Raw genomic sequence first — 22,288 nt, 5'->3', positions numbered from 1 at the left:
GCAGGGCGCAGGTGAGAGACGGTGGCCGGGCTTGTGCGCGTCGTGCGCCCGCCGGGACGGGACGCCCATGCGGGTGACGGGGGACGCGGGTTCCGGCCCGGCGCCCGGGACGAGGCATCGTGGATAAGATCGCGCTAACCGCCGGAGCCTTGTACGTCATCGTCCTGCTCCGCGCCGGAGGGACGTTCGCCGTCGGGTGGCTCGCCGGCGCCGGTGCCCGGCGCAGCAGGCTCGCCGGGCGGATCTCCTCGGCGAAGTTCCGGCGCGCCGAGCGGGCGATCCAGCGGTGGGGCGCGCCGGTGGTGGCCGTTTCCTTCCTGACCGTCGGTTTCCAGACCGCCGCCAACTTCCTCGCGGGCAGCATGCGTATGCCGTTGCCGCGCTACCTCCCCGCCCTGTTCGGGGGCGGAGCGGCCTGGGCGCTGATCTACGCGACCGTGGGGCTCGGCGTGTTCGAAGTGCTGGGAAAGCTCTTCGCCGAGCGGACGGCCCTCGGGGTATCCGCCGTGGCCGTCCTCCTCCTCGCGGTGTGCGGGGTGGTGGTGTACCGCAGAAGAAGGGCGGCGCTGTCCTCCGGCGACACCGTGGCCGAGGATTCGTGAGCTCGTCCCGCGAGGGCGGGCGCCGCGGCAGGAGATGTACGCGCGGTCTCAGCCCTCCTCGGCGGTTACGTTCTGTAATCACTCGGTGTCCGGGGTGCTGCTGAGGATCACGGGGCGAAGATCGCCTGCCACGCACAGGGTCTGCTCTCCCGTCTGCCCGGCCTGTCGTCCGCCTTCATCCGCCCGCCGTGATGATTCCTGCGACGGCGCGTTCTGCGATGGCGGCGATGGTCAGCGAGGGGTTGGCGCCGCCGACATTTCCCGGCAGCAGCGATCCGTCCATGACGTACAGGCCCTTGCAGCCCTTGATCCGGCCGTGGAGATCCGTGGAACGGCCGATGACACAGCCGCCGACGGGGTGGCCGGTGAAGGGGTGGAGGTTATTGGCCGTTACCGGCAGGCTCCCCGGGTTGGCCTCGATGACCCGGGTGCTGTAGGCGAGCGTCGCCCGGGCCGCGGCGGCCGACTTCTCCTTCGTCCAGTCCGCCAGCACCACCCGGCGGCTCGACGGGTCGTACCGGAAGGTGCCCCGGTGGTCGGTGTCCACCGTCACGGCGAACGTGGCGGTCGCCGGCAGGGAGGCGGAGCCGGACAGCACCCAGTTCTCGACGCGGAGCGGGAGGCCGAACCCGGTGTGCAGGAAGGCGGTGGACGCGCAGGGAGCGCCCTGGACGGGGCCGATGGGCTCCAGGGGCTGGGAGCGCAGGTTCGCCTGGTCCCCGTTGTCCCCGAACCCGGTTCCGACGGTGTCCGGCAGGTCCGGCAGGCGGCCTTCCTCGCGAGCGGCCACCAGGAGCCGGTTGGTGTTGAGGGTGCCTGCAGCGAGGAAGAGCATCTCGCAGGTGTATTCGGTGATGCCGGTGTCCGCGCCGTGCTCGTCCAGCCGCCGCACGACGACGGAGTACGTTCCGTTGCTCCGGCGGCCGACGGACCGTACCTCGTGCAGGGCGCGCAGTTGCACGTGCCCGGTGGCCAGGGCCGCGGGGAGATAGGTGCGGGTGAGGTCCCTCTTCGCCCCGTTGCCGCAGCCGAAGTCCGACTCGCCGATGGTCGCCGACGGCTGGACGGTGCGGGCGAGCTCTCGGCGGATGACTTCCCAGTCGAACGTCGAGTCGGCAGGGTGGGTTCTCATCCGCGCGTTGGCCATCTGCCGGTCCCACAGCCGGGAGTGAGTGAACGGCGCGGAGTCGTAGACGTCCCTCGGCATCGGGCCGGCGCCCAGCATGGCGCGTACAGCGGGGTACCAGGTACGGACGAGCTCGTCGTACGGGATGCCGGGCGGGTAGAGCCTCTCGAAGTACCGCCGGGGCGGGGCGACCGTCACTCCGGTGTAGACCACCGAGCCACCGCCGACGGCCGCTCCGCACGCGATGTCGAGGTGGCGTTCCTGGGAGACCTCCATGACGCCGGGTGCCGGAGTGACGGGTACGGGCGGCAGGGTGGGCCAGCGGGTCCAGTGCCGGAACCAGAACATCGTGTCGGTGATCCGTGTGGACGAGCCGAACAGGGGCCGGGCCGGGAGGGTGGGCCACTCGCGGCCCCGTTCCAGGACCAGGGTGTCGACCCCTGCCTGGCCCAGGCGCAGCGCCGTGACCGAGCCGCCGAAGCCCGAGCCGATCACCAGGGCGCGGAAGTGCGTCCGTGATGCGGATGCGGCGAAGGCCCGGCTGCCGGGCCGCCCGATGACGGCAGTGGTGATGCCGGCGAGCGCCCCTTTGGCGGCCAGTCCCAGCAGTTCCCGGCGGCGTGGGTCGGGCACGAGTCCTCCTCATCCGACGGGATGTCGCTGATCTGTGGTTCCGTCATCATCGCGGAGCGGAGCGGCGCCCGGCGGGATTTCTTCAGGGGCATGGCGGGGTGTGGGAACAGCGCCCTCCTGGGCCGGCCTGCCCAGTCCCAGGCGCAGGGTGACAAGTTGCGCGAGGTCCGCGATGGTGCCGTTGCTGCGCAGCAGCTCCATCGGGGGGATCTCGACGCCGAAGCGCCGGCGCAGCGAGAGCAGGAGCTCCGTGGCCATGAGGGAGTCCATGCCGTACTCGTCGAGCCTGCGGTGGTGGTCCAGCTGCCCGGGGTCCATGTGCAGGACCTCGGCGATCAGCTTGGCCAGGTTGTCGGCGACGAAGGCCAGTGCCTCCTCGCCGGTCATCCGGCCCACGGTGCTGAGCAGTTCGTCCGTGGTGAGGCCGTCGTGCTCGCCCCGGGCCGGGGCCAGGTCCCGCAGGCGGGCCCGGCCGAACAACGGCAGCAGCGCCGCGGCCCGTGCGAAGTCGCTGCGCGCGACGAGGGCGACGTCGGCGTGGTCGGCGAGCAGCCCCCGGCCGGCGGCGAACGCCTCGGACGGGCTGATCGGTTCGAGCCCTAGCGTCCGGAGCGAGTCCTCCAGCCCGTGGCGGGCGACGTAGCCGGTTTCGCTGATGGACCCCCAGGCGATGGCGGTCGCGGAGGCCCCGGCCTGGTGACGGCGGCGTGCCAGGGCTTCGAGGAAGAGGTTGCCGGCGGCGTACGGGGCCTGCCGGACGGTTCCGTACGTGGCGCTCAGGGAGGAGTGGAGCAGGAACAGATCGCATTCCCGGTCCCGGGTGAGCAGGTCCAGTACGGCTGCTCCGGCCGCCTTCGGCGCCAGGACGGCGGCGAAGCGCTCGGGTCCCAGGTCGGTGAGGACGTCGTCGTCGAGGTCCATGGCGCAGTGCGCCGTGCCCCGCAGCGGGTGTCCGCCGAGGTCGATCTCCCGCACTACGGCGCGCATGGCCTCCAGATCCGTGGCATCGGCCGCGTACGCGGTGGCGGTCACTCCCCGGCCCGCCAGGCGGGCGAGGACGCCGGCGGCTTCGGGCGCGTCGGCGCCGCGCCGGCTGACCAGCGCCAGGTGGCGGGCGCCGAGGTCGGCGAGCCACTCGGCCGTGGCGGCCCCGAAGCCGCCCGTACCACCGGTGACGAGGTAGGTGCCCTCCGGGTTCAGCCGGAAGGGCCGCGGGCGCGGCTCGACCAGCGGGGGCTCGTCCAGCGGGTCGAAGGCGACGACGACCTTCCCGATGTGCCGGGAGTGCTGGAGCAGACGGAAGGCCTCCTCGACGCGGGCGGCCGGGTAGACGCTGTGCGGGAGGGGGTGGAACGTGCTGCGGAGGACGGCCTCGTTGACGTCCGAGACCAGCGCATCGATCCGGCGGGGGTCGTCCATGACTTTCGTGAGGTCCACGCCGAAGAACGCGATGTTGTTGGCGAAGGGATGCAAGCGCGGTGGCTTGTTCTCGTGGATGTCGCGTTTCCCGAGTTCGACGAACCGTCCTCCGGGGCGCAGCAGTTGCAGGCTGCGGGCCAGCGCCTCGCCCGCGAGGGAGTTGAGGACGACGTCCACGCCCTTGCCGCCGGTGATCTCCTCGATCCGGTGGGCGAAATCGAGGGTGCGGGAGTCGAGGACGTGCTCGATGCCCAGGCGGCGCAGGAACGTGCGTTTGAAGTCGGTGCCCGCCGTGGCGATCACCCGGGCTCCGTAGGCCTTGGCGTACTGGAGGGCGGCGAGCCCGACTCCGCCGGCCGCACCGTGCACCAGGACCGTCTCACCCGGTTGGAGGCGGGCGAGCGTGACGAGCCCGTAGTGGACGGTGGCGAAGGCCACGGGCATGGTCGCCGCCTCGGCGAAGGTCATGTGGTCCGGGACGGGCCAGACGGTCCGCGCGTCAGCGACCGTGTGCGAGGACAGGGAAGCGATCGCCAGCCCGGCGACCCGGTCACCGGGTTCGATTCCGCTCACTCCGGGGCCGCAGGAGGTGACCACACCGGCGCATTCGAGCCCCAGGACAGCCGGACCGTGAGCGGCTTCGGAGTGTTCGGCGGGCAGCAGCCCGACGGTCTGCAGGATGTCACGGTAGTTCAGTCCGGCGGCCCGCACCTCCACGGCCACTTCTCCGGGGCGCGGTTCGGGTGGCACGGTCTCCTCCCAGGCGAGCCGGTAGGTCAGGCCGGGATTGCGCACCCGCAGGGTGAAGGGCCTGGTGCCGTCGGCCGGGCGGGCCGTGCTCCGCTCCGTCATGCGGGGGACGAACCGGCCCCCTGCCGTCAGGACGATCTCGTCCTCGTCGGTGGGCTCCAGAAGCTCGCGCACCAGACGCCGCGCATCGGCCGCCACGTCCCCGGACCGGTGGAGGCTGATGCGCCGGGAGTCGAGGTCCGGCTGCTCGTTGAACAGGCAGCGTGCCACTCCCCAAGGGATGGCGTCGGCCGCGTCGGTGGTCTCCTCGGGCACGGGGACGGCCCCGGCCGGCCCTGTCACCAGCCACAGTTCGGTACGGACGCCGTGAGGCAGCTGCCGGCGGGCTTCCAGGAGCGAACACAGTGTCTGCGCATGCCGGGTGGCCCTGACCACCAGCTCGCCCGGGTCGCTCTGCGGGGCGTGGCCGAGAACGAGCACGACGGAGATCGTACCGACCGGGGAGGCCCCTGGGGCGGAGCGCTCCTCGAAGGTGAGCAGTGGCTCCCAGCCGGTCTGCCCGGTGCCGTCGGCGACCGCGTGCACGGGGCCGCTGCCGTGACCGGTCAAGATCTCGGCCACGGCTTGCACCAAGGGCTCCTCGTCCGGCGTCTCTCCCACGACGACATACGCGGTGTCCGCCCGCGGGGCCGGCAGCGGCGGCTCCTCCGGCTGCGGGGCGTCGGCGGCAACGGAGGCGAGGATGACGGAGAAGTGGTCACGGTCCGGTGCCCGGTCGTCGCCGGTCTGTACGACCTCGGTGTATCCGCACTGCGCCAGCAGGATGGGCCACTCGTCGCGTGGCAGGAGCACGCAATGCGGGCGGAGCCCGGTGTCGGTGTTGCCGAAGAAGCTGTCCAGCGTCCCGAAGAGCGGCAACAGGATCTCGGGGTCGTGGGACTCGACGGCCAGCAGCATCCCCCCGGGTGCCAGCAGGGTGGCCACATTGCGCAGAGCGAAGTCCAGGTCTTTGGCCGTGTGCAGCGAGTTGGCCGCAACTACCAGGTCGAAGCCGGCTGCGGGAAAGCCCTGGCCTACCGGGTCCGCGTCCAGGTCGAAGGTCTCGTAGTGGACGAAGTCGTACTGCTCGAAGCGTTTTTGGGCTCGGGAGAAGAAGAAGGGCGAGATGTCGCTGAAGCAGTAGCGCGTGCGGGCCGGGGGCAGCAGCGGCAGGAGAGCCGCAGTGGCCCCGCCGGTGCCGGCGCCGATCTCCAGCACGCGCAGGGTGCGGTCCCGAGGCCAGCGGTGTGCGATCTCGCGCAAGAGGGTCTGCACAAGGCGGTGGAGACGACCGGACGGAGCGATGTCGTAGAGCTGCTCCAACGCTCTGGCGACCGGGTCCCGGACCAGGAGCTCCGTGGCCTCCTCGGTGCCGCGCAGCACGTCGGCGAAATGCTCCGACTGGTAGGCGGCCAGGGAGGTCTCGGCAATGTGGGCAGGCGTCCGCGCCACGACGTACTCATGGAAGGCGTCGAGGTCCGGCCGCTCCGCGGACAGCCGCCAGCGCTCCCCGTCCTCGGCCACCACCAGGCCGTGGTTCCGCAACATGGGAAGGGCCAGGAGCAGCATGCGGCGATGGCGTTCCTGCACCCCCCGCTCGATGAGGTCGTCGAGCGAGAAAGGCTCGGTCGGGTCGGCGAGGATGCCGGCGATGACCGCCGCAATGCGCCCCGCTGTCAACTTCTTGACGTCGGAGGTGTGCTGCTCGCCCAACTTCTGCCAGCCGGCGATGACCTCCGCGATCCGGTGCCGCACCGCCTCCTCGATGCGCCGCGGGGAGGGCAGCGGGCTCGGCCCGCAGGGGGTCTCGGGGTGCGGCGCGGCTCGTAGCACGGTGTGGTGCGTGGCGACGGGGAGACGATTGGGCACCGCGAGGCGCCGGAGGCGGCAGCCGTCGAGCTGCGCCGTGACCGTGCCGTCCTCGTCCGTGAGGACGATGTCCCAGCACACCTCGTTCCCGATGTGGCTGCGTTCCCGGACCCGTACGAACCCCGTGGTGGCCGGCGTGCTCCACACGCGTACCGCGGCGATCGCGGCGGGCAGGTAGGCGTGACCGTCCGCCACGTACCGGGCCAGCAGGGGAGCCCCGGCCTGCAGAGCGCCGTCGAGTACCGCCGGGTGCGCGGTGTACGGGTCGCCCGGGGCGTCGTGGCGGTAGGCGGCGAGGACCTGGCCGTCGCCCGCCCGGAGGTGGCGCAGGACCCGGAACACGGGGCCGTACGTGAGACCTGCCGCCGTACACGCCGCGTAGTGCTCCTCGTCCTCGATCAGACGTGGGCATTCACGGCGCAGGGCGTCGACGTCCAGGGGCGCGGGCCGGCGCCGCAGGAGCGCCCGTACCTGCGCTCGGGCGTGCAGGCGGGGTTCTCCGGCACGGCCGTCCGTGCTGGTGATGGTCACCACGCCGTCGTCCGGGCTCAGGGACACCTGGGTGCGGACGCGGGAGGCGTCCGGCCAGGGCACCACCAGCGCACTGAGGATGTCGAGGTGCTCCACCTCCACCGGCCCGCCCAGCACGGCCCGGCCGGCGGCCGCCGCCGTCTCCGCGAAGCCGGTGGCGGGCATGACGACCGAACCGGCGACCCGGTGGTCGGCCAGCCACGGCACCAGGACGGGTTCGACGGCTCCTTCCCAGGCCGGTAGCGGCGCGGGCATCCGTTCGCCCAGCAGGGGGTGTTCGATCACGCCGCTGCCGCTCGAGTGCACCCAGGTCTGAGGGGTGCCGTTCCAGTGCCGCTCCCGCTGCCAGGGGTAGGCGGGCAGGTCCGCGACCCGGCCGGGGCGCGGGAAGTACCGGTCCCGGGCGAGGGCGGCGCCTGCGGCGATCAGGGCGGCCGACGCGGTGGAGAGGGCCGCCGGGCCGCCGGCGTCGCGGCGCAGGGTCGGCAGGACGGCCACGGTCTGCTGCGGGCGGTCGGCTGTGCAGCGGCGCAGATAGGTGGCGAGCGCGGGGTGGGGGCCGATCTCCAGAAGTACGTCCGCGCCGTCCTCCAGCGCCCGCTCGACCGCCTCTGCGAACCGTACCGGCCGGCGGATGTTGTGCCACCAGTACGGTGCGCCCAGGTCCAGACCGCTCGCCCGTGCTCCGGTGACGGTGGAGTGCAGGGGGATGGTGAGCGGGGAGGGGGACAGGCCGGCCAGACGGGTGGTGATGCGCTCCTCCTGGCCGTCCATGGAGCGGCTGTGGAAGGCGTAGTCGAGGCCGAGGTCGCGGAAGAAGACGTCGCGGCGTTCCAGGTCCTTGCCGAGGGCGGCCAGGGCCGTGGCGTCACCCGCGACGGTGACGTCGTGGGGGCTGTTGAGCCCGGCGATCTCCAGCAGGCCGTTGTAGGGGGCCAGCGCGTCCTCGGCCTGCCGGGGTGACAGACCGACCGCGGCCATCCGCCCGCAGCCGGCCGTGGCCGCCTGCGCCGTGCTGCGCTCGGCGATCACCTGTGCGGCTTGCGGCAGGCTGAGCGCGCCGGCGGTGTGGGCGGCGGCCACTTCGCCGACGCTGTGGCCGAGTACGGAGGCCGGTTCGATGCCCCGCGACCGCAGCACGGCCACCACGCCGAGCTGCAGGGCGAACAGGAGCGGTTGTGTGATCTCGGTGGCCGACAGCCGCCACTGCCCGGGCGGGGCGGCCATGGCCTCGGCCACCGACCAGCCCAGGAGGGGTGCCAGTTCGGCGTCCACCGAGGTCACCGTGGAGCGGAAGACCTCGTCGTGGGCGAGGAGGTCCGCACCCATACCCGCCCACTGGGAGCCGTTGCCGGTGAAGACGAAGGCGACGCGGCCGGTCTTCACGGCTTCGGCTCGCGCGCCGGCGGCGGGCGGTTGGTGGTGGGCCGGTGCGTTCCGGGCGGCCGTCTCCGCGTCCGCGTCCGTGTCCGCTTCTGCGGGGAGCTCTGCCGCGGGGGAAGGCTCTTGCGGGCCGGCGCCGTCAGCGAGAGCCGTGAATTGCCGGGCGGCTTCGGCAGGGGTGTGGGCCAGGACGACGGCGCGGTGGCCGTGCCGGCCCCGGCGCAGGCACGACGTGGAGGCGATGTCGTAGAACTCCTCCTCAGCAGCACGGGCCAGCCGGTCCGCGATGCTCGCCGCCGCCTGCTTCAGCGCTGCGCCGGAGCGCGCGGACACCAGCACCGGCAGCCCCTCCGGCGGCTGTGCGCAGTCGCGCGGAGCGGGGAGGGGTGGTGCGGGCGCCAGGATCGCATGGGCGTTGGCGCCGCCGAACCCGTACGAGCTGACGCCCACGACGGGTCGCTCGACGCCAGGCAGGGGGCGGTTCTCCGTGACCGGTGTCAGGCCGAGGCCGGTGAAGTCGATGTCCGGGTGCGGCGGTTCGGCGTGCAGGGATGCCGGCGCCATGCGGTGTTCGAGGACGAGCAGGGCCTTGCACAGCCCCGCCATGCCGGAGGCGGGTTCGAGGTGTCCGAGGTTGGACTTGACCGAGCCGATGGGCAGTACGCCCGTGACCCGGCGCATGCCCAGGGCCCGGCCGACGGCCATGGTCTCCAGGGGGTCACCGACCGGGGTGCCGGTGCCGTGGGCCTCGAAGTACACGAGCTCGTCCGGGTGCACCCCGGCCTCCGCGTAGACCTGACGCAACAGGTCTTCCTGTGCCTGGGGATTGGGCAGGGCCAGCCCGACGGTGCGTCCGTCGCTGTTGACGCCGCTGCCGAGGATGACCGCGCGGACGCGGTCGCCGTCGGCGAGGGCGTCGCGCAGCCGTTTGAGGAGCACGACCGCGCCTCCCTCCGCTCGTACGAACCCGTCGGCCCGGGCGGAGAACGAGGCGCACCTTCCCCGCAGCGAAAGCATCGACGCCTGGGAGAACCCGACGTAGTGGTACGGGCTGAGCAGCACGTTGGCACCGCCGCACACGGCCGTGCGGCTGGTGCCCTCCCGGAGGGTGCGGCAGGCGCGGTCCAGCGCGACCAGCGAGGAGGAACAGGCGGTGTCGATGGACATGCTGGGGCCGCGCAGGTCGAAGGCGTGGGAGAGGCGGTTGGCCGCGATGGACGCCGCGGCGCCCGACATGGTGTACGCGTTGACGGAACGCAGCATCGACATCTGCAGGGCGCCGTAGGAGGTGTCGGAGATCCCGATGTACACGGCGGTGTCGGACCCGGCGAGCGAGGACGGGTCGACGGCCGCGTCGTCGACGGCCTCGGCGGTCAGCTCCGGCAGCATCCGGTGCTGCGGGTCCATGTGCGCCGCTTCCTTCGGCGAGATCCCGAAGTAGGCGGCGTCGAATCCGGCGATGTCGTCCAGGAAGCCGCCGGCGTGGGTGTAGCTCTTGCCCGCCCGGGGCATGGCGGTGTCGACGAACCGGTCGGTCTCGAAGCGGTCCGGGGGCACGTGGCCGACCAGGTCCTTGCCCTGCACCAACGCGCTCCACAGCTGGTCGAGCCGGGAGATGCCGCCGGGCAGACGGCAGGCCACTCCTACGATCGCGATCGCTCGATCGGCGCCGGGTGCCGCGTCATCGTCAGCGGACATGTGTGTGCCCCTCCCCGTGATCCGGTGGCGAAGGCTTCCGGTCCCCTCGCGTTCTTCGGGTGCGCAGGCACCGTAGCGAACGATCTATGCAATGAAAATATGGAAAATCTTCCATATAGGATATGGATCTTCTCGTCACTCGAAATGCTGTATGCGGCGCTAAGGGCGGGTGATGCCCGTATCGAGTGGCGTCGGCGCAGTGATGTGGATGTGGTCCCACGCAGGGGTAGCATCCTCGCCCCGCCTCGCGCGGTCGGCCTCACCAGCATGGTCACCACGCGCGGGCCCGCGGCGGGCAGTTGATGGCCCCGAACCCGAAGGAGCCCCCATGGCCGTACTGCTCACCGGAGCGACCGGCTTCCTCGGCTGCCGCATCCTCCGCGCCCTGCTGGCCGCCGGGAGCGCCGGGACCGTCGGGAGCGCCGGGACCGTCGGGACCGACGAGCCCGATGAGCCCGTTCACGTCCTGGGCCGTGGCACTCCGCAGGAACTGCATGCCCGCGTCGAAGCCGCCATGGCCTGGCTGGAAAACCCTCCGCCCGGCCCGGAGGCGCTCCGCCGGGTGCGCTGCTTCAGCGCCGACCTGACGCGGCCCGGACTGGGCCTGGAGCCCGGCGAGCGCGCGCAGATCACGGACCGCCTTACCTCGGTCTGGCACTGCGGCGCGTTCCTCGGCCTCCAGTCCGACCCGGTCACCCTCTACAGAACGAACGTCCTGGGCACCCGCGGCGTACTGGAACTCGCCCAGGAAGCCCCTGCCGCGCACGTGCTCCACGTCAGCACGGCTTTCGTCGCCGGCCGGCGGCACGGCGTGCACGTCACCGAGGACGACCTCAGCGACGCGGAGGGCTTCCACGTCTCCTACGAGGAGACCAAGCACACCGCCGAGCGCCTGATCCACGCCTGGTGCCGCCGTACCGGCCGGGCCGCCACCATCCTGCGTCCGAGCCTGCTCATCACCGACCGGCGGGTGCCCGACGGGCTCCCCGACCAGCCGCTGGGCGTCCTCGCCCGCCTCGTCGAAAACATGTTGCGCATCAACGGCGACGGCACCGGCGGAGCCCGGATCCTTCGCGGCGAAGCCCACGGCACCGCCATGACCGTGCGCATCCCCGGCGACCCCGCAGGATCCCTCAACCTCGTCCAGGCCGATTACGCGGTCGACGCCATGATGCGGGTCATGGCGCACCGCGCCACCGCCGGCACCGGCCCCGGTGTGCACACCGTCCATGTCACCCACCCGCACAACACCCCGGTCGCGCTGGTCAAGTCCGCCTTCGAAGCGCGGTACTCCGGCACGGCCGTGGAGATCATGCCGGTGATTCCCTTCCCCACGCCGATGGAGGCCGGAGTCATCGCCAACACCACCCACCTGTCCGCCTACACGGCGCAACGACGCACCTACGACCGGACCCACCTCCGGCACGCCGTCGACGGCCTGCCCGACCCGTCACCGATCGACAGGGCCTACCTGCTGCGCGCGCTCTGACCCCGGCGGAGGCGGTGGCCTAGGCCCGGGTCGGTGCGTGACGGGGGTCCGTGCTTCAAGGGCGTGCGCTGGGGGGCGCACACTGTGCTGATTACGCCAATTACCCTTTCAAAAGCATTACTTGACTGTCTCATTGCCTGTAGCCGTAAGGTAATCTCCGAGTAAAGGGTGGAACCAACGCGGTCGTTCCGTGTTCCACGTCTGTTCGCCATGTGCTGGTGGCCCGCCCAGCCCTGTAGTGGCGAGCAGTGGCGGCCGGACTGCTTGCGTCAACGAACGTGCAGAAAACGCCTGTTGCCATGCCTTCCGGCTGGTGATGCACGTCAATGATGACCTTGAACGCACCGCGCTCTTCCTCAACTCGGGTGGGCGCAGGAGGTAGGCCACCATGAAGTCCTTGGCAGAGACTCTCCAAGACACCGTAGGCCTGCGGCGTGACGTCCTGGCTTCCCTCGTCGTGTTCCTGGTGGCCCTGCCCTTGTGTGTGGGGGTGGCCGTCGCCTCGGGAGTGCCCGCCGAACTCGGGCTGATCACGGGCATCGTCGGCGGCCTCGTCGTCGGCGCCATGCCCGGCAGCAGCCTCCAGGTCAGCGGCCCCGCCGCCGGCCTGACCGTCCTGGTCTTCGAAGCGGTCCAGGAATTCGGCCTCGGCGTCCTCGCAGCGATCGTCCTGGCCACCGGCCTGACCCAGATCGCCCTGGGCGCCGTGCGCTTCGGCCGCTGGTTCCGGGCGATCTCCGTGGCTGTCGTACAGGGCATGCTCGCCGGCATCGGACTCGTCCTCCTCTTCGGCCAGCTCTACACCATGGCGGGCGTCAAGCAACCCCGCTCCGGTGTGGACAAGATCGTCGGCATCCCCGGCCTGATCGCGGACATCGCCGCGGACCGTGCCGCCCTGACCGCCTTCGCGGTCGGCGCGGGCACCATCGCCGTCCTGGTTCTGTGGAAGAGGGTCCCGGCGAAGGCCCAGGTGGTTCCGGGTCCGCTGGTGGCCGTGGCCCTGGCCACGGCCGTTACGGTCCTGGGCGGCCTCGACATCGCCAACGTGGAGGTGAAGGGCCTGATCGACGCCGTCCAACCGCCGGCCCTGAACGACCTCACCGCTCTCGGCGGCATCGGCGTCCTCGGTACGGTCGTGGCCTTCACCCTCATCGCCTCGGCGGAGTCCCTCTTCAGCGCCGCCGCGGTCGACCGCATGCACGACGGCCCGCGCACCCACTACGACAAAGAACTCATGGCGCAGGGCGTCGGCAACACCGTCTGCGGCATCCTGGGCGCCCTGCCCATGACCGCCGTCATCGTCCGCAGCTCCGCCAACGTCCAAGCCGGCGCGAAGACCAAGCTCTCCCGGATCCTGCACGGCGCGTGGCTGCTGCTGTTCGCCGTGCTGCTCCCGGCGGCGATCGGCGTCATCCCGCTGGCCGCCCTCGCCGGCGTGCTGATCCACGCCGGCTGCAAGCTCGTGCCGTTCAAGGAGCTCGCCCCGCTGTGGCGCGAGCACCGCGGCGAAGCCGTCATCCTGAGCATCACGGCCATCGCCATCGTCACCACCAGCATGTTCGAGGGCGTGGTGCTGGGTCTGCTCCTCGCCGTCGTCAAGTCGGCCTGGGCCACCTCCACCCTCCATCTCGACGTACGCGAGCCGGCCCGCGGCCGCATCGTCGTCGCCGTCACGGGCTGTGTCACCTTCCTGCGCCTGCCCCGCCTCCTGGAAACCCTGGAGGCCCTGCCCCAGGACCGCCCGATCGAGCTCGACCTCTCACAGGTCCGCCACCTCGACCACGCCTGCCGCACCGCCCTGGAGGGCTGGGCGGCGCGCCACAACGGGGAGGGAACGGAAGCGGTGCAGGTCAAGCACCCCGAGGTGGTGACCGTGGCGTGACCGGAAAGGCCCCCGGGGCAAGGCCAAGATCCCCGCTTCTGAGTCGCCCGGCGGAGCAAAATACCGCAAACTCCTCATAGGGTCCGCGCGCGAGCGCGAGCCATCAGGGAAGTGACCAGCGTGCTTGAGGTTCCGTTCTGGCTCTGGGGTGCGTTCGCCGCGACGGTGGTCGTGTCGCTCGCGGTGGACCTGCTGGCCCACCGCTCGGCGCACGTCATCGGCTTCAAGGAGGCCGCGGCCTGGAGCGGCCTGTGGGTGGGCCTCGCCCTGGTCTTCGGCGCCGTCGTCTTCCTCGTCCTCGGCCCCACCGCCGGGACGGAGTACACCACCGCGTGGCTGCTGGAGAAGAGTCTGTCGGTCGACAATCTGTTCGTCTTCGCCGTGATCTTCGCCTACTTCAAGGTGCCCCGCGCCTACCAGCACCGCGTGCTGTTCTTCGGCGTCATCGGCGCCCTGGTCTTTCGCGCGATCTTCCTCTCCCTCGGCGTCGCCGTGGTCACCCGCTTCACCGCCGTGCTGTTCGCCTTCGCCGCCATCCTCTTCTACAGCACCTACAAACTCCTCAAGGACGAGGAGGAGAGCTTCGACCCGGGCAAGAGCTTCGCCGTACGACTGCTCCGCAAGATCATGCCGGTCAGGGACGAGTACGCCGGCATGAAGTTCTTCGTCAAGGAATCCGGCAAGCGCGTGGCCACGCCGCTCCTCGCGGTGGTCGCCGCGATCGAGGCCGCCGACCTGATCTTCGCCGTCGACAGTGTCCCCGCCGTCCTCGCCGTCAGCGACGACGCCTTCATCGTCTACACCAGCAACGCCTTCGCCATCCTCGGCCTGCGAGCCCTGTACTTCATGCTCGCCGGCCTCCTGGACCGCTTCCACTACCTGAGCAAGGGCCTGGCGATCATCCTCGCCTTCATCGGCGTCAAGCTCATCCTCCAGGCATCCCACAAAACGATCAGCGCCGACATCCCGGAAATCCCCTCACCCATCAGCCTCGCGGTCATCGTCGTCGTCCTGGCCGCATCCGTCACCCTCAGCCTGCGCCGCCCCGCCGCACCCCGCGGCTCCGTGGCGCCGAACGAGAAGCCGGCCTCCTCGGCCGACGCGACGGCGCCGGACAGCCCCGACGCCCCCGGGCCCCACGACGGCGCACGCGTACGGCAGAACCAGGAACCGGGTGATCCGCCCGGACCTGCGCGCTGACCGATCGCCCGCTGCTCCCACGGCCCCTCCCTGCTCCGACCACAGGATTTATGGTTAAAGAATGAGTAAAGTCCAGCACGAGACCGGCCCTCAGGGAGAGATTCTCTGCCCGGTCTGCAAGCAGCCCCTGACCATGAGGGCCAAGAGGCGGCACAAGACTTTCGGGATATTCGTGCCCGTGTGGACTCCACGCCGCTGCCACAACCCCGACTGCCCCGAATTCCTGGAGGAGCCGGAGCCGGACTCGAAGAGCCCGGGAGAAGGTCAACCCCAGGATCGCTGACAGCCCCGTTCCGGGGGCGGTGGACTGGGCCCGGCCGACGGCCGCACCGGCGCCCCCGGAGGCCCGCACGCGCCCCGCAGGGCACTGTGCGCCCCGCCGCCCCATCGGCACGCCCGTCCCACGCACTCCACCACTCACCGACGTCACGCACAGCGGGGGAGTGCCTTCACCCCCGTACGCCCCCGCCGCACCACCTCATCACGTCTTGTAGTCGAATCATCTCTCTCCGTAGTCTCAGGGAATCGGAGCTTCCGCATCCTTGAGGAGGTCGAGATGCGCACCGTCATCCTCGCGCTGGCCGCCGTCGTCGTCCTGGCCGGCGGTATGGCCAGTGCCACCGCCCACGGCGACCCCGGCGCCCCGAGCCCGAAGGAGAGCCCGGCGCGGGCAGGCATGGACGTCGGCGGCTTCGAGCAGGTCTTCGGCGACGCCGTGGAAGTGGCCCCGGGCGCCAACGGGCGCGCGACGGCGGTCTGCCCCACCGGCCGCGTCCCCGTCGGCGGAGGCGGCGAGACCTCCGCCTTCCGTATCGCCCTCACCGACACCTTCGGCCAGGGCGCCGTCTGGATCGCCCGCGGAACGAACAACGGCTCCGCACCCGAATCCATGCGAGCCTTCGTCGTGTGCACCGCCCCCCGGTGACAACCCGTTCCGTCCCACTCGCCCCCGCGCGCCGCGGCGAACGCCTTCCTGGCGACAGGTACCGAAGGTACCGACCCGTCATACCCGTTCGCACGCTCTAGAGTTGGGGGATGGCCGAGGAGACGTACAACAGTCTGGACGGACGGGCGGACGTGGTGGTCCAGGCCGGTCGCGTGGGAGAGCTGCATCAGCACCTGCACGCAGCAGCCGTGTCACCTCAGCCGACCCCGTCTCAGTTGCCGCCCGCACCGGCGCACTTCGAGGACCGGCAGGCCGAGCAAGAGCGCATTGCAGAAGCCGCAGCAAGCCACGCGGACCATGAGGGACCGCTCGTGGTGGCGTTGACCGGGATCGGCGGGATCGGCAAGACGGCATTGGGATTCCACGTCGCGCGTCAGCTCGGCGACAGGTATCCCGACGGTGTGTTGTACGTCGATCTCGACGACCTGCGCCGGGACGGGGCTGTGGAGGTGGCGGACGCGCTCGGGGAACTGCTCACCGGTCTGGGCGTCTCACCGGATTGGCTGGAGCGGTCATTCGCCGGCCGTTCGAAGCAGTACTGGACGCGCTCTCGGGACAAGCGTCTCATCGTGGTGATCGACAATGCCCGCTACGGTGCTGAGGCCGTACCACTGCTCCCTGCTTCTGCGCACAGCCTGGTGATCGTGACGAGTCAGGGGCTGCTCTACGACCTCGATGGCGTGGCCGCGGTCGAGGTGCCCGTCAATCCGCTGGCCGTGGACGATGCGGTACGCCTGCTCTCGAAGATCGTGAACGACCCGCGGCTCGCAGCGAGACCCGACGCCGTTGTGGAGCTCGCCCGTAGCTGCGGTGGACTGCCTGCGGCCCTCCAGGTGGCCGGCCAGTGGATCCGCAAGTACCGCCGGCGCAGCCTGTCCCGGCTGGTCACCGAGCTCACCGCGGAGCTGCACGAGAGGGGCATCCCCGTGATCGAAGCAGTCTGGGACGCCGCGTACTCCGGGCTGGAGCCGGAGGCCGGACGGCTTTACCGTCTGCTGCCGCAGCACCCTGCTCCCGCCGTCGTGGGCCCGGCCGCCGCCGCGCTCCTCGGCTGCGGTCTTCAGCCGGCCGAGGACGCGCTGGAGGAGCTGGAGTCGGCGGGGCTGCTGGAGAACAGGCCCGAGGGGTACCGGATGCACGAGCTGCTGCGAGGGCATGCCGAGCGCCGCGCACGCCGGACGGATCCTGAAGGAGTGGGCAGGGCCGAGGCGCGCCGCCGGCTGATCCGCTGGTACAGGCGCCAAGCAGCCCGGGCGGATCTGCTGGCCGGCGGCCCACGCATGACCTTTGCAGGCCTCGAAACGATGGTCGAGGACATCCCCGACATCGATTTCACTGGTAAGGCGGAGGCCCTGAGGTGGCTGGAAGCGCAGCGGCTCGCTCTGTACGGCTGTGTGCGCCTGGCCTTCGAGACCGGGCTTTACGAGGACGCTTGGGCGCTGTGCGAACCGCTGTGGACACACTTCCTTGACCACCCGCATTACGCGGACGTCACGGACGCCTTCCGCACAGGCGTAGCAGCCGCCGACCGCTTGGAGCACCTCCCGGCGATGGTGCGGATGCGGTGTCAGCTGGCCAGGCCGCTGTGGGAGCAGGAGCGGTACGACGAGGCCGCGGAACAGCTGCGGCACGCTTCGGGCGCATCCGAAGCCCTGGGAGAGACTGCGCAGGAACGCAAGCTGCGGGCATCGGTGATGGAGTTCCAGGGCCTGCTGAAATCCGCGCAGCGGGACTGGACGGGCGCAACCGCGGACTTCGAAGCGGCCAGGCGAGTCCACGCGGCGATCGGAAACGCCTACGGTGTGCTGCTCCAGACCTACCTGCTGGGTCGCACCGCCCTCGACCAGGGCGATCCTGAGCGGGCGGTCACCCTGCTCAGTGCCGCGCACCGCATGGCGCGGGAGCAGGAACGGTCGCGAATGACATCGCGGGCCGGCTTCGAGCTCGGCCGTGCGCTGAGGCGGGCCGGGCGTGCGGCGGAAGCGGGCGGTCTGGTACGTGCGGCCCTGGCGAACGCCCGCGAGCGGGGTTCGACGTTCGATGAGGCGCGCGTCCTGGAGGAACTGGCCGCCCTTGCCGATGAGCTGGGTGAAACCGCCGAAGCGGAGGAGTGCCGGACGACGGCACGGTCGCTGGCCGCACGCTCGGGTGCCCTGCCTGACGGCGGTCAGAGCTCGTAGGCGAGGTCCGCCTCGTCGGCCGGGGCCAGCCTGACGCGGACCGTGAGGGGACCGATGTCACAGAAGAGCCGTACCGGCAGTCTCCACTGCGAGGTCGCGCCGAGCCAGGCGTGCACCGCCGATACCACTGCCCCGGGATCGGTGCGCCGAACCCGGTCGCTGGTTCTGCAGGCCTCTATGCGGACGCTGAACGTTCCCGCCGATCTGTGCCGGACCAGGCACCGCTCCGGGGAGAGGACGGCAGCAGCGGTCCGGCAGCCGGGAGCTTCCTCCAGTACCCGGGCCGTCCAGCCGGCCGCCGTCCAGGTGCTGGTGTGCGGCGCGGGGGAGGCGGGCCGTGCACGGCGCCACAACACCGACGCGCTCTGAACGTGGCGCAGGCCGGCTTCCGGGTGTTCGGCTGCCAGGTGGTGCACTGCCTCGGAGGTGAACGAAGGGAACCGTTCGATGCCGATCCGGCTCCCGGCCACCTCGGCCCGTACCGCGAAGGCCGCAGGGCGCCGGGGTGCTGCCGGGTGGGGGAGCGGATGCGGAGCCACTGGGACGGTCCGCGGCCGGAGCCCCAGCAGACGGTAGAGCTCGGACCGGAGGCGCTTCAGGGCCTGGCCGGGCAGGGCGAAGGCTGCATCGGCGAAACCCCTGGTGCCCCGGGCCTCGGCTGCCGGGAGGACATGTACCAGGTCAGCGGCTTTGTCCAGCCGGGGAACGTGGGTGAGCATCTGTGCCATGGGGCTGCCGGGCAGCAGTTCGCTCCCGCTGTCGTACGCCCCGATGACCGGTCGGCCGAGGGCGGCGGCGTAGAGGGCGGTGGAGCCGTGGTCGGTGACCACGGCATCGGCCGCCACGAGGAGGGCGGCCCATTCCTCGTACGGTCCGGCCAGGGTCATGCCCGCCGTCAGGGCGGGAGCGAGGTGACGGGAGAGGTCGAACGCGCCGGCCCGGCTGTACTCATTGGGATGAAGGACAAGGCCGAGTTGGTACGCGTCGTGCGGCAGCAGGCTGATGAGCTCGCCCGGCAGCTCGGGCCGCCGGGCGAGCAGCGACTCGGGCCCCCAGGTGGACGTGAGCACGATGAGCCGGCGCTCGCCCGTTCCCAGGGCGGAACGGTAGCTCTCCCGGTGGGCGAGTGAGCCGAGCAGCCGGTCCAGAGTCGGGTCACCCACCACGGTCGCCCGCGCGGCCGCCGAAGGGCAGTACTCGGCGAGGCGGTTGAGTTGTTCGTCGTGTGCCAGCGCGTGGAGCGCGGCCCATGGCTCGCCGTCCACGAGCAGGTAGTGGGGGTCGAGACCGGACGGAAGATGTGGGGAGCCCTCGCCGCTGACGGTCTTGTTGAAGCCGGCACCGTGCGGAAGCAATACGCCGGGGCCGGAGAGGGCGCGCAACGCGCCCTTCGGACTCGCGGTCAGGATCAGGTCGTGTTCGCCGGCCCGTGCCTCCGCCCAGCTGACCGTACGGGCGCCGGAGCGCTCCAGGGCCGCGAAGGCGTCCGCGTCGAACGCCGACCCGGGCATCAGCGTGAAACGGACGAGGATGCGCTCGTCACCCTCGAAGACGGGCAGTACGTCGAGGAGCCGGTGCAGAGCCCCTGCTGAGCGAACGGCAACGAGTATGGCCCGCTGCCCGCTGCCCGCTGCCCGCTGCCCGCTGCCCGAAACTGGTCATTCTACTTGAAGGGCCACAAGAGGGCACGTCGCTCTCGCTGGGCGGGGAAGCATGGTGAAGGGCCTCTTGCGGCATGGAGTTGATCGTACCGGCGACTCAAACAGGTTTCCGTACTGCTGACGCGCTCCAGCCGGTTGTGCCGGCTGCCCGACTACCCAACTCTCCGTGATCTCCCTACGGTGACTTCAGCGAGTTCACTGTCCTGTATTGCTGCAAGGGGGATCGATGGAGGCGGAATTGGCGGCGCTGGCGGCCTCGGGGGCGACGACTCTGGTCGGGCTGATGGTCTCGGAGACGTGGTCGCAGGCGCGCGAGCGGGTGGCGCGGTTCCTGGCCCGGGGAGCGGATGAGGGGGCGGTCGACGAGGAGCTGCGGTTGTCCGAGCAGGAGCTCGTGGCGGCGCGTGCTGTGGCGGACGAACCGGCTGTGGCGGACATCGAGGCCGGATGGCGGCTGAGGCTGCGTCGCGCCCTCCAGGCGGACCCCGGGGCTGCGGAGGAACTGCGGCTGCTACTGGCGGAACTTGCCCCGGGAGCAGCGGGAAGTGACGCGGCGATCACCGTGCACAACAGCGTCAGTGGCGGCGTACAGAACGGGCCCGTGATTCAGGGGCAGCAGTTCTCCGGCCTGACGTTCTACAGCTCGGGTTCCGCCCCCCGGGGACAGGGCGCGGGGCAGCCGAATGAGTGAGCGTTTCGATGAGCGGCGCGCGCAGCCCTACGTCCGGAACGAACTGTCCGGGAGCGTCAACGGGCCGAGTGTTCAGGCACAGCAGATTCATGGCGGCATCACGTTCAACGTCCAGGCGGCCCTTCCGTCCGGTCCCGAGTCCAGGCCCGACCAAGTGCCGCCTCTGACCGTGCGGTTCATCAACCGCTCGGCGGATCTCGCGTTACTTGATGACTGCTTGAGCGAGGAAGGGAGCGGATCAGGCAGGGTCGGATACGGCGTGATCTCGGGGATGCCCGGAGTCGGCAAGACAGCCATCGCCTGCCGCTGGGCGGACCAGGCACGGGCGCGGTTCCCGGACGGGCAGATCTACGTCGACTACGCGGTCCTGCGCAGCCGGGCGGGGGGCGATGTGTCGGAGGCGGTGGGCATGTGCCTGAGGTCCCTCGGGGTGGACGACGCCTACATCCCGAAGTCCCTGGAAGAGCGAACCTCGCTGTTCCGCTCGAAGACCGCGGACCGGCGCGTCCTGGTGGTGCTCGATGACGTCGATCAGCCCGCCCAGGTCAGACCCCTCGTACCCAAGGGGCCGGGGAGCGTCGTGCTGGTCACCAGCAACGGCAAGCTGTCCGAACTCGCCCTGGACGGAGCACGCCCGGTCTACCTGGCCCCCTTGGACCTGGGCAGCGGTCTACGGTTGCTGGCCGACCGGTGCGGCGAGGCGGCCGTGGCGGCCGAGCGGCACGCGGCCGAGCAGCTCGTCGGGTTCTGCGGCGGCCTGCCCAAGGCCCTGCAGCTGGTGGCCGCCCGCCTGCTGCCCACGGGGGATCTGACCATGAGCGAGCTCGCCGGAGAACTGGATGACGAAACCCGCCGCCTGAAGGGTTTGTCGCTGGGAGGGGACCATTCCGTGTCCGCCGTACTCGAGCTGAGCTATCGCGATCTCCCGGCGGACGCCGCGCATCTGTACCGAATCCTGGGGTGGTTCCCCGGCCGCACCTTCGACGCCGGCACGGTCGCGGGCGCCGCGGGCGTCGACGTACCGACAGCGAGGTCGTTGCTGGCCGCACTGGTCAGGTCGAACCTCCTCGATGTGACGGAGGACCGCCGCTACCGCTTCCACGACCTCGTGCGGCTGCACGCCCGGGAGCGCGCCGACCAGCAGGAGTCGCAGCTCACGGAGCGCGCGGTGGTGGAGCGCGTGGCCACCCACTATCTGGCTCTCACCGCATTCGCCGATCGCGCGGTACGCGAGGACCGGCTGCGGATCGCGAACCTGACCGACCTCCTTCGCAGCGCCCCGAATCCCTTCTCAGGCGACGGCCCGGCCCCCCTGGAGTGGCTGGACGCCGAGCGTGCCACGATCCTCGCCGTCCTACGGGAGGCATCACGGCTGACCCTGCACAAGCAGGTGTGGCAGCTGGCGGAAGCGTTCACCGTGCTGTTCCTGCACCGCCGCTACCTCGGGGAGTGGAAGGAGTCCCTGGAGCTGGGCGCGGCCGCGGCTGCCGAGACCATGATGCCGGCGGCTGAGGCACGGCTGCGCAGCTTGCTGTCGCGTCCGCTGATGGACCTCGGGCAGCACGACGAGGCGCGTACGGAGCTGGAGACGGCCGTTGCTTGTGCGGAGGTGTCGGCTCACACGGCGCTGACCGCGTCCGTGCACGAGTTCTTCGGCCGCTACTGGGACCGCTTCGACGCCGAACGCGCCGTCAAGGCATACCGGCGCTCCGTCGAACTCAACATCGAGGCCGGGGAGTGGCGCGGGGTAGCCATCGCTACCTACTTCCTGGGCTGCGCACAGGACACTGCCGGCCACCACGATACGGCGCTGACCACTCTGCGCGGCGCCTATCAGGGACTCATGGACCGCAATGACAAGCGCATGGCCGCCCGGGTCCTGGCCGCCGTCGGAACCGTCCACGAGCACCTGGGTGACACGGATGCAGCGGCGCGTGTGCTGAGCGACGCCGTCCGGGCACTGGAGGAGCAGCAGGCGAGCCACTACGAGGCACAGGCCCGGGTCCGGCTTGCCGACATCGTCGAGCGGATCGGCGGCGCCCCCGAAACCGTACGAGAGCACCTCACACGGGCCTGCGCGATCTACGAGACAGGCGGCAGCCCGGAGGCGGAGAGGCTGAGGGAACGCCTGAACCGCATGACCGGACCGGACGATGACGGCGGCGGCATCGCCTGACGGGAAAGGGCTC

The 22,288-nt window shown here is 71.1% G+C and carries 11 protein-coding genes; 8 read left to right on the top strand and 3 right to left on the bottom strand.

Translation table 11 applies throughout. The features are described from left to right. Window positions 1-119 precede the first annotated feature (119 nt). Window positions 120-602 (top strand): DedA family protein, encoded by a 483-nt coding sequence (locus FGW37_RS04325; RefSeq protein ID WP_179079839.1) that lies wholly within the window; start codon window positions 120-122, stop codon window positions 600-602. Window positions 603-777: 175 nt separating this feature from the next. Here FGW37_RS04325 and FGW37_RS04320 read toward each other — a convergent pair whose 3' ends face one another. Next, the gene (locus FGW37_RS04320; RefSeq protein WP_179079838.1) at window positions 778-2,361 is read right to left on the bottom strand and encodes a GMC oxidoreductase; all 1,584 of its coding nucleotides are present in this window, start codon (window positions 2,359-2,361) and stop codon (window positions 778-780) included. Between the two features lie 9 nt (window positions 2,362-2,370). Next, window positions 2,371-10,050, bottom strand: a complete 7,680-nt coding sequence (locus tag FGW37_RS04315; RefSeq protein ID WP_179079837.1) for a type I polyketide synthase — start codon at window positions 10,048-10,050, stop codon at window positions 2,371-2,373. A 328-nt stretch (window positions 10,051-10,378) separates the two neighbouring features. On the opposite strand from FGW37_RS04315, the gene FGW37_RS04310 reads away from it, so the two are divergent. The 5 genes from FGW37_RS04310 (at window position 10,379) to FGW37_RS04290 (ending at window position 17,747) form a co-directional block, all read left to right on the top strand. Continuing rightward, complete coding sequence (locus FGW37_RS04310) at window positions 10,379-11,539, top strand: SDR family oxidoreductase (RefSeq protein ID WP_179079836.1); 1,161 nt, start codon at window positions 10,379-10,381, stop codon at window positions 11,537-11,539. A 397-nt stretch (window positions 11,540-11,936) separates the two neighbouring features. Further along, a complete protein-coding gene (locus FGW37_RS04305) occupies window positions 11,937-13,421 on the top strand; it encodes a SulP family inorganic anion transporter (protein WP_246430264.1) in 1,485 nt (494 codons plus the stop codon). Between the two features lie 120 nt (window positions 13,422-13,541). Beyond that, a complete protein-coding gene (locus tag FGW37_RS04300; RefSeq protein WP_179079834.1) occupies window positions 13,542-14,621 on the top strand; it encodes a TerC family protein in 1,080 nt (359 codons plus the stop codon). Window positions 14,622-15,177: 556 nt separating this feature from the next. Further along, on the top strand, window positions 15,178-15,546 hold the full coding sequence (locus FGW37_RS04295; protein WP_179079833.1) for a hypothetical protein: 369 nt from the start codon (window positions 15,178-15,180) through the stop codon (window positions 15,544-15,546). A gap of 110 nt (window positions 15,547-15,656) precedes the next feature. Continuing rightward, window positions 15,657-17,747 carry an NB-ARC domain-containing protein gene (locus FGW37_RS04290; protein ID WP_179079832.1) on the top strand — a complete coding sequence of 697 codons (2,091 nt, stop codon included), beginning with the start codon at window positions 15,657-15,659 and terminating at the stop codon, window positions 17,745-17,747. On the opposite strand, the gene FGW37_RS04285 is transcribed toward FGW37_RS04290, so the two are convergent. After that, entirely contained in the window at window positions 17,735-19,258 is a 1,524-nt protein-coding gene (locus FGW37_RS04285) for a translation initiation factor 2 (RefSeq protein WP_246430263.1), read from the bottom strand. The genes FGW37_RS04290 and FGW37_RS04285 overlap by 13 nt on opposite strands. A 376-nt stretch (window positions 19,259-19,634) precedes the next feature. Here FGW37_RS04285 and FGW37_RS04280 point away from each other — a divergent pair, with 376 nt between their 5' ends. Next, complete coding sequence (locus FGW37_RS04280; RefSeq protein WP_179079831.1) at window positions 19,635-20,099, top strand: hypothetical protein; 465 nt, start codon at window positions 19,635-19,637, stop codon at window positions 20,097-20,099. 271 nt (window positions 20,100-20,370) lie between these two features. Beyond that, complete coding sequence (locus FGW37_RS04275; protein ID WP_246430262.1) at window positions 20,371-22,275, top strand: NB-ARC domain-containing protein; 1,905 nt, start codon at window positions 20,371-20,373, stop codon at window positions 22,273-22,275. The last annotated feature ends 13 nt before the right edge of the window (window positions 22,276-22,288 follow it).

This window comes from Streptomyces rectiverticillatus (genome assembly GCF_013394065.1).
Taxonomy (GTDB): domain Bacteria; phylum Actinomycetota; class Actinomycetes; order Streptomycetales; family Streptomycetaceae; genus Streptomyces; species Streptomyces rectiverticillatus.
This window is presented reverse-complemented; position numbering and strand designations above follow the sequence as displayed.